Source organism: Sinomonas albida, assembly GCF_004919045.1.
Taxonomy (GTDB): Bacteria; Actinomycetota; Actinomycetes; order Actinomycetales; family Micrococcaceae; genus Sinomonas; species Sinomonas albida.
On sequence record NZ_SWDW01000023.1, the window covers coordinates 24,211 to 33,019 of the forward strand.

General features: G+C 70.5%; 7 protein-coding genes and 1 tRNA gene. 4 read left to right on the plus strand and 4 right to left on the minus strand.

The annotated features are described in order from the left end of the window. Positions 1-16: 16 nt before the first annotated feature. Genes E6A26_RS17120 through E6A26_RS17130 form a run of 3 tightly spaced genes read left to right on the plus strand, consistent with a single transcriptional unit; the run spans position 17 to position 3,082 of the window. Entirely contained in the window at positions 17-1,378 is a 1,362-nt protein-coding gene (locus tag E6A26_RS17120) for an ABC transporter ATP-binding protein (RefSeq protein WP_136612417.1), read from the plus strand. Beyond that, complete coding sequence (locus E6A26_RS17125) at positions 1,375-2,298, plus strand: 2-aminoethylphosphonate ABC transporter permease subunit (RefSeq protein ID WP_211129218.1); 924 nt, start codon at positions 1,375-1,377, stop codon at positions 2,296-2,298. Before E6A26_RS17120 ends, E6A26_RS17125 begins: the two co-directional genes overlap by 4 nt. After that, the gene (locus E6A26_RS17130) at positions 2,285-3,082 is read left to right on the plus strand and encodes an ABC transporter permease (protein WP_136612418.1); all 798 of its coding nucleotides are present in this window, start codon (positions 2,285-2,287) and stop codon (positions 3,080-3,082) included. The genes E6A26_RS17125 and E6A26_RS17130 overlap by 14 nt, the downstream gene beginning before the upstream one ends. An 81-nt stretch (positions 3,083-3,163) precedes the next feature. On the opposite strand, the gene E6A26_RS17135 is transcribed toward E6A26_RS17130, so the two are convergent. Then, on the minus strand, positions 3,164-4,015 hold the full coding sequence (locus tag E6A26_RS17135; RefSeq protein ID WP_136612419.1) for a LysR family transcriptional regulator: 852 nt from the start codon (positions 4,013-4,015) through the stop codon (positions 3,164-3,166). Positions 4,016-4,173: 158 nt separating this feature from the next. Here E6A26_RS17135 and E6A26_RS17140 point away from each other — a divergent pair, with 158 nt between their 5' ends. Further along, a complete protein-coding gene (locus E6A26_RS17140; protein WP_136612427.1) occupies positions 4,174-5,475 on the plus strand; it encodes an MFS transporter in 1,302 nt (433 codons plus the stop codon). A gap of 449 nt (positions 5,476-5,924) precedes the next feature. Here the strand turns inward: E6A26_RS17140 and E6A26_RS17145 are convergent, their stop codons facing one another. The 3 genes from E6A26_RS17145 to E6A26_RS17155 all read right to left on the minus strand — a co-directional run bounded on the left by E6A26_RS17145 (position 5,925) and on the right by E6A26_RS17155 (position 8,629). Continuing rightward, positions 5,925-7,307, minus strand: a complete 1,383-nt coding sequence (locus E6A26_RS17145) for an MFS transporter (RefSeq protein ID WP_136612420.1) — start codon at positions 7,305-7,307, stop codon at positions 5,925-5,927. Between the two features lie 140 nt (positions 7,308-7,447). Further along, positions 7,448-8,467 (minus strand): PrsW family glutamic-type intramembrane protease, encoded by a 1,020-nt coding sequence (locus tag E6A26_RS17150; protein WP_136612421.1) that lies wholly within the window; start codon positions 8,465-8,467, stop codon positions 7,448-7,450. 91 nt (positions 8,468-8,558) lie between these two features. After that, positions 8,559-8,629, minus strand: a tRNA-Gly gene (locus E6A26_RS17155). Between the last annotated feature and the right edge of the window lie 180 nt (positions 8,630-8,809).

Genomic DNA, 8,809 nt, shown 5'->3' on the forward strand with positions numbered 1-8,809 from the left:
ACAGAAGGAAGTTCCCATGTCACACGCGGCAGCCCGCCGCGCTGACGGCGCCGAGCTCGACGGCGGCCGCCCGGCCGCCGTCGAGCTCCGGCGCGTGAGCGTGCGCTATCCCGGAGCCCCGGCGGGCGTCCAGCCCGCTCTCGCCGATCTCTCCCTGCGCATCGAGGCCGGCGAGACCGTCGCCCTGCTCGGCCCGTCCGGCTCGGGCAAGTCGACCGCGCTCAAGGCGATCGCGGGATTCGAGCAGCCCAGCGAAGGCACCGTGCTCCTCGCCGGCCGCGACGTGACTGGGAGGCCGCCCGCAGAGCGAGGCCTCGGCGTCGTCGTCCAGCAGTACGCGCTGTTCCCGCACCTGCGCGTCGCCGACAATGTCGCCTACGGCCTCCGTGCGCGGCGGCTCCCGCGGGCCCAAGTGCGTGCCCGGGTCGCCGAGATGCTCGAGATGGTCGGCATGGAGTCGCACGCCCGCAAGCTTCCCCGCGAGCTCTCCGGCGGGCAGCAGCAGCGGATCGCGATCGCGCGGGCGCTCGCGATCCGTCCCGACGTCCTGCTCCTCGACGAGCCGCTCTCGGCCCTCGACGCGCGGATGCGGCAGGATATGCTCGAAGAGCTTGTCCGGCTGCGCGGCGAGCTTCCCGATGTCGCCATGGTGTTCGTGACCCACGACCAGTCCGAGGCGCTCGCGCTCGCCGACCGCATCGGCGTCATGCGCGACGGCCGCCTCGTTGACCTCGGCACCGCCGACGAGCTGTACCACCACCCGCGGCACGCGTTCACGGCCTCCTTCCTGGGCGGTTCGAACCTCCTCGACGGCGTGATCGAGCCGCTGGGCTCGGTGTTCGAATCGGGGTTCGAGGGCGCCGCGCCTGTGTCTTCCCAGGCTGTTTCCTCCCAGACTGGGTCCTCCCAGACTGGGTCCTCCCAGACTGGGCCCGCTCAGACTGGGCTGGGGCGCGGCGGGGCCTCGCCCACGTTCCGCGTGCGCCTCGATGCGGGCGGGTCGGTGGGGGCGCGCGTGGCCGATCCCGGCTTCGAGGCCAGCTCGACCGGCGGCGCCATCACCGTCGCCGTGCGCCCGCACGCGCTTCGGCTGCTGCCCCCCAACGGTGCCGATCGGGCCGTGGGTCTCCGCGGAATCGTCCAGTCGGTTCAGTGGCGCGGTGCCGGGCACCGCCTCCGCGTCGCGCTCGGTCGGTCGGGCCGCGACGCGGGGTGCTCGGTCGTGGTCGACCTCGAGCCGTTCGCGGCGGTCCCCGAAGTCGGGGACTCGATCACGATCGGGATCGTGCCCGGGGAGGCCGTCATCGTCCCGCGCGACACGACGATCGGCGGCCTGCGCGCAGTCGCCGGCCCGGCTTCGGCAGGGGCGACGGCGTGAGCGCGGCCCAGGTGACCACCCCCGCTGCGGCGAGCCCCGCCGTCGGCCGCCCCGCCTCGCCGCGCCCCTGGCGCCGCACCCGCGGATCCGTCCGCGCGCTCGGCTGGGCGGTCCCGCCGCTGGCGGTGCTCGCCGCCATCTTCCTCGTCCCGCTCGCCGAGACCGTGTGGCAGTCCGTGACCGACCAGGACGGCGCGTTCAAGGGTGCCGCGGAGTGGGTCCGCGTGCTCGGCTCCGCGGCGCTGCTGCGGGCCCTCGGCACGACGCTCTGGATCGCGTTGCTCTCCACGACAGGATGCGTGCTCGTCGGGACGTTCCTCGCCGTGGGCCTGAGTTTCGTGCCGTTCCGCGGGAGCCGGCTCGCCGTGCGGCTGCTTGAGGCGGTGGTCTCGTTCCCGTCGTTCATCCTCCCGCTCGCGTTCGGGATCCTGTACGGGCGCGCGGGCGTGCTGAACTCCGCGCTCGCGGGGCTGCCCGGCTCGCCGCACGTGGACTTCGTCAACGACGTCCCCGGCGTGGTGCTGGCCGAGATCGCCTACTTCACGCCGTTTGTCGTGAGGCCGCTGCTCGCGGTGTTCGGGCAGATCCCGCGCGACCTCCTCGACGTGTCCGGGAGCCTCGGTGCCGGGCCGCTCATGACGCTTCGCCGGGTCATCCTGCCCGCCGCGCGGCCTGCTCTGGCTGCGTCTGCGGGGCTCGTGTTCCTGCTCGCGATGAACGAGTTCGGGATCATCATGTTCACGGGCGCGAAGAATGTCGTGACGCTTCCCATGCTCATCTATACGAAGAGCATCGTGACGTTCGATCTGCCCGCCGCGGCCGTCGTCGCGTGCCTGCAGCTTGCCCTCTCGCTCACCGTGTACGGGCTCTACCGGGCGCTCGTGCGCCGACTCTCAGGAGGTTCCCGTGCTGCTGCATAGCCGCTCGGCGCGCGCCGCGGTCAAGGTCGCACTAGTCGTCGTCCTCGCGCTCCTGCTCGGCGTGCCGCTCCTCGCCGTGGCGCTCGCCGCGTTCGCGGGGAGCTGGAACGGCGTGTGGCCCTCAGACCCGACGCTCGCGCACCTCGCGGACGCCCTCTCGGCGGACAACCTCGCGAGCATCTCCGTGAGCCTCCAGACGGCCCTCGTCTCGAGCATCGGCGCCGTAGCCGTCGGCGCGTGGGCCGCGCTCGCCGCCCGCTCGGCTCGGGGCCGGGCCGCGAGGGTCATCGACGCGGTGTTCCACCTGCCCGCGGCGGTGCCGTCCGTCGTCGTCGGCCTCGGGCTCCTCACCGCGTTCAGCCGGCCGCCGCTCACGCTCAACGGCACCGCGGCGATCGTGGTGATCGCCCAGACCACGCTCGTGCTCGCGTTCGCGTACAACACGGTGGCAGGCGCGGCCGAGGGGCTCGACCCCGTGCTCGAGCAGGCCGCGGGGAGCCTCGGCGCGAGCCCGGTGCGGGTGCTGTTCACGGTGCGGCTCCCGCTGCTCCTGCCCTCGATCGGTGCGGCCCTCGGTCTCGCGTTTGCGCTGTGCATGGGCGAGCTCGGGGCCACGATCATGGTCTATCCGGCGAGCTGGCGGACCCTGCCCGTGAGCATCTTCGCGCTCGCCGACCGCGGGAGCCTGTTCCTCGCCGCCGCGGATACGCTCGTGCTCATCGCCGTGACAGTCGCGGTCCTCGGCCTCATCGCCCGGCTGCGCGGGCGCACTATGGTGCGCTAGCGCGCGCTTGCCCGGGTTCGCCCGGCTGCTCGGTCGTGCCCGGCTGGGGTTGGGTCAGGCTTGGCCCGGAGTCGGGCCACGCTAGGTCCGGCTCAGCGTGCGGCCCATGATCGCGTCCGTGAGGGCGTCTACCGCGGCCGAGTTTGCGAGCGGGTTGCGGATGAGCGTGAAGTCGACGTCCCCCACCGGCGGGAGGTCGAAGCGGCGCGTGATGATCGAGAGGTCCTCGGGAACGAGCGTGGTCGGCATGACGCCGACGCCGAGACCGGCGCGCACGGCCGCGAGGACGCCCGCGATCTGCTTCGTGCTGCACGTGACCTTCCACGTGCGGCCGCTCGCCTCGAGGGCCTCGATCGCGAGCGTCCGGCTCAGGCTCGGCGCGGGGTAGACCACGAGTGGGACCGGCTGGCCAGGTTCGAGCACGGTTTGTTCGACGCCGACCCACGAGAACACGTCGTGGCGCACGACCGTGCCCTCCTGCGCGCCGGCGACCCACTTGATGAACACGAGGTCGAGCTGGCCCGCCTTGAGGCGGCGGTGCAGATCGTCGCTCTGGCTCACGGTCAGCTCGAGGTTCAGCTGCGGATACGCGCGCCGGAATTCGCGGAGGATGCGCGGGAGGCCCGTGATCGCGAGATCGTCGGCCGTGCCGAAGCGCAGCCGGCCGCGCATGGCCGCGCCGCGGAAGTACCGCTCCGCCTCCTCCTGGGCCGCGAGGATGGTGCGGGCGAAGCCGGCCATCGCGTCGCCGTTGTCCGTGAGCCGCACGCCGTGGGTGTCCCGGACCAGGAGGATGCGGCCCGCGGCCTTCTCGAGCTTCGCGACGTGCTGGCTCACGGTGGGCTGGGCGAGGCCCAGACGGTCCGCCGCGAGCGTGAAGCTCAGGTGCTCGGCGACGGAGAGGAACGTGCGGAGCTGAACCGGATCGAACATTCCTTCATCCTGCCGCGACCTCATTACGGAACGCAATAGCTCTTATAGTGCAAATAAGCTTCCGCAATGGATTGGGCGCTGCATAGCGTTAAAGCACACGATCGCCCAGCCCCCGAACGAAACTTCAGGACTTCTCCGTGACCTCGCCCAGTTCCGCCATGCCCACCGACGCCTTGCCTTCACTGCCTGCCCAGCCGTTCGCCACCGCCCAGACCTACCCGCCCACGGGGCCCATCGCCGTCGTCGGTGATCGCTTGCCGTGGAAGCACACGTTCATCTCGCTCCGGGTCCACAACTTCCGGCTCTTCGCGGCCTCGCACTTCATCGCCGTCATCGCGGTGTGGATGCAGCGCATCGCCCAGGACTGGATTGTCCTGCAGCTCTCCGGCTCGGTCGCGGCCGTGGGCGTCACGGTGGCGATGCAGTTCCTCCCGGTCCTCATCCTCGGGCCGTGGGGAGGCCTCATGGCCGACCGCTTCTCGAAGCGCCGCCTCCTGCAGATCTGCCAGGCGAGTGCGGGCATCTGCGCGACCGTGCTCGGCACGCTCGCACTGACGCACAGCCTTCAGGTGTGGCACGTCTACGCGGTGGCCGTGGTGCTCGGGCTCGTGACGGTGCTCGACCAGCCGTCGCGCCAGGTGTTCGTCAACGAGCTCGTGGGCCCCGACTACCTGCGCAATGCGATCAGCGTCAACTCGACAACGTTCCAGCTCGGCGGCCTCATCGGCCCCGCGGTCGCGGGCGCCCTCCTTTCCGTGGTGGGCGGCGGCTGGGCCTTCGTGGTCAACGCGGTCGCGTGTTTCTGCACGGTGAGCATGCTCTCCCTGCTCCGCGTCCGCGAGCTGTACACGGCACCTCCCACGCCGAAGTCGAAGGGCATGCTGCGCGAGGCCGTCCAGTACGCGTGGCGTAAGCCCACGATCCGCTGGCCGTGGATGCTCGCGGGCGTCATCGCGGTGTTCGCCCTTAGCCTCCCGGTGCTCCTCGCGGGATACGCGGACCATGTGTTCGCGATCGGGGCGAGCGGCTACGGGATGCTCAACACGCTCGTGGCGCTCGGCTCGCTCGCGGGGGCCATCGCGTCGGCCCGCCGCCGGGCGCTGCGGCTCCAGACCGTCGTGGTGGGGGCCGGGCTCTACGGTGTGCTGCTCGCGGTCGCGGCGTTCATCCCGTCGCTTCCCGTGTTCGGCGCACTCATGGCGGTGTCGGGCTTCTGCGCGCTGACGTTCCTCACGTCCGCTAACCAGCTCGTCCAGACGAGCGCCAACATGGCCATCCGCGGGCGCGTCATGAGCCTCTACACGATGGTGCTCATGGGCGGGCAGGCCCTCGGCGGGCCCATGCTCGGCGGACTCGCCGAGGTGTGGGGCACGCAGGGCGCCCTCCTGTTCGGCGGCGCGATGCCTGCCCTCGTGGCCGGCGCTCTCGGCTTCTGGATGTGGCGCCGCCGGGCGAGCTGAGCGAGCCGCGGCGCCGCTGTCCGCTGAGGGCGCGCGGCGCCGCTGTTCGCTGAGGGTGCGCGGCGCCGCTGTCCGCTGAGGGTGCGCGGCGCCGTCGTCCGATCTCCCCAACTACTGTGCCGATCTCCCCAAGGTCTCTACCGGTCTCCCCAGGTATTGGGCTGGAGAACGCGGAGAAGCGTCCCTGCTTCCGCGGAACACCGCGCGCCGGGGGTTCCGTTGGACGAGTTCTGCGGTCAATAGTTGGGGAGATCGGCACAGTAGTTGGGGAGATTGGCACAGGAGTTGGGGAGATCGGCGCGGGAGCTGGGCGTTGGGAAGCCGTCTCGGGGTACAGCTACTGTCGGGCTCAGACCGTCTCGGGTACAGATACTGTCGGCTCACACCGTTTCGGGTACAGATACTGTCGGCTGACACCGTCTCGGGTACAGCTACCGCCCGGTGCCGCGCTACGCGGACTTCGTCGCGCTGGTGGCCTCGTGGTCGGCGGAGCGGTCGGCGGATTCGAGCGCGTCGAGATCGAGGGTCGAGGTTTCGCGCGTGGCCCACGTGGCGGCGGCGGAGATCGCCGCGAGCACGAACGTGAGGCCGCCGATGATGAGCGGCACATTCGCGGATCCCGGGGGCGCCACGAGCGTGAAGATCGTGGGGAGGAACGCCACGATCAGCAGGCCGAGGTTCTGCGAGACGGCGAAGCCCGTGACGCGCGTCCGCGTGGGGAAGAGCTCCTGGAAGAAGCTCGCGAAGGTGGCGTTCCACATCTGGTACAGCACGCCCCACATGAGGATGGCGAGCACGACCGTGAGCACCACGTTCTTCTGGCTGATCGCCCACAGGTAGGCGAACGAGAGGACGCCCGAGCTGAGCGAGCCGAAGATCATGAGCGGGCGCCGGCCGATCCGGTCCGAGAGCCGGCCGAAGAACGGGATGAGGATCACCGCGACGATGTTCGCCATGACCGGCATCCACAGGTAGGTGGCCGGGCTCATGCCGATTCCGTACGCAGGCTGCGTCGCGTAGGCGGTGCCGAAGACGGCCGCCGTGGTGCCGATGACGTTCGCGAGGCCCATGAGGATGGCGCGGAAGATGGTCCATCCGCTTTCACGCACCACCTGGACGACCGGGGCCTGGGGCACCACGTGCTCCTTGGCCTCGGCGAGAAAGACCGGAGTCTCGGCGACGCGGCGGCGAATGAGGTAGCCGGCCACGACGACGAACGCGCTGAGCAGGAACGGAACCCGCCAGCCCCACGAGTGGAACGCCTCCGACGGGAGCGCCGCCGAGAGCGGGATGAAGGCGGCGGAAGCGAGGATGCTCCCGGCCTGAGTGCCCTGGAGGCTGAAGCTCGTGTAGAAGCCGCGCTTGCCGGCGGGGGAGTGCTCGGCGATGAGGGCGCTTGCGCCGCTCAGCTCGCCCGCGACGGCGAACCCCTGAATGAGGCGCAGGACCACGAGGAGGATCGGGGCGACGATCCCGACCTGGCCGTAGGTTGGGAGGAGGCCCACCAGGAAGGTCGAGAAGCCCATGAGGAGGAGCGCGAAGACGAGGACGTTCTTGCGGCCGTGGCGGTCGCCCCAGTTGCCAAGCACGAACGCGCCGAGCGGACGGGCCACGTAGCCCACGGCGTACGTCGCGAGGGATGCGACGAGCGCCACGGTCGGATTGCCGCTCGGGAAGAAGACCCCGGGGAACACGAGGGCGGCGGCCGAGGCGTAGATCGAGAAGTCGTAGTACTCGAGCGTGCTGCCGAAGAAGCCGCTCACCGCGGCCCGCTTATGCATCGTTTCAATTTTGGGCTTGGGGCTCGACTGCCCGCGCACCTCTTCGTGCATGAGACCCTCCTAGGTCATCGTGACTGTCCTGCTCGTCCGGTGCCCTGACCCTGATGGAGAGTGAGCCGGATTACGCTTGGTAAGCGCTTTCCAATAGATCACGATGTGATCTTCGTGTCAATCCCCGCGGAAGCTGCGGGTCACCTCTGAGGCTTGGTGGCAGCCCCGGATCCGGGCGCGGAGCCGCGCGGCCGCCGCGGATTCTCGCCAGTGTCGCGGCGCAGCACGAGGGCGAGCGCGCCGACCCCGGACGCAGCCACGAGAACCAGCCCGGCAACGTACAGGCCGGAGAAGACAAGCTGGAGCTGGTCCGCGGAGCCGCGCACTGCGGGCCCGGTGGCGCCGAGAACGACGGCGGCGGCGTCGCCGGCCAATTCCTGCATCGAGTCCCACAGCGCATGGAGGACGACGACGCCGGCGAACGTCCCGAGGACCACGCCCGTGAGGCGGTAGCGCGGCGACTCGTTGGCGACTGGCCTGCTGTGGGTGCCGTTGGTGGTGCCGTGGGTGCCGTTGGTGGTGCCGTGGGCGGTGCCGTTGGTGTTGGTGGCGCCCGCTGTCCGGGTGGCTGCGCCGAAGATGACCGCGCCGAGGAGCGCCGTCCAGAGGACGTGGCACAGGGGCGTCAGGATGGAGCGCGCCGCCTCGCTCTGGAGGAGGGATCCGAGGTCAATCCCCTGCGACGTGACCGCGGCGTTGAATGCGTACCCCGCGGACTCGAAGGCGGCGAAGCCCGCGCCGATGCAGGCGCCGAGCAGGGCGCCCTGAGGGGCGGTCTTGGGTACGACGGCGCGGCCCAAGACGAGCAGGATGAGAGCCTTGACGAATTCCTCCACGAGCGCGACCTGCAGATAGCGCCAGGGAGAGTTGTCGAGGCGTCCCTCAAGGAGCGAGGCGCCGAGGACCCCGAACGCCCCGCCGAGGAAGAACGCCATGAAGGCGTCGAGCTGGGCCAGGGTGCCCGAGATCCGCTCGGCCGCGAACAGGACCACGCAGAACGGCACCAAGAAGCTGCCCAGAAGGATGAGCGTGGGGATGAGATTGGTGTTGTGCGTCGTGGACGTGACGACGATCGTTGCGAGCCACAGTGCCAGCCCAGCGAGCAGGGCCTTCCACCACCATCCCTGGCGGCTCCTGGCTGGAGCGGAATCAGCGTCCACTCAGCGAGGATACCGCCGGGTCAAGCCCGGAATGTGGAAAGCACCCCCGGTCCGAGACCGGGGGTGCTGCGTCGTGCCGTGGCACAGAGGGAGCGGCCGACGGGAATCGAACCCGCGTATCAGGCTTGGGAAGCGTGCGCTCTGCCATTGAGCTACGGCCGCGTCAGCCCCGGAGGGCTTCATCTAGCTTACAGTACGACGCCGGGTGGTTGAGGCAGGTTATCTGCGGGTGGTGGGTCGGTTGGCGATGACGGGTGCGGTGCCGGTGTAGCCCTCACGGGCGGCGGCGATCTCCCGGATCCGGTCGCGGCAGGCGTACCAGCCGATGACCATGAGCACGCA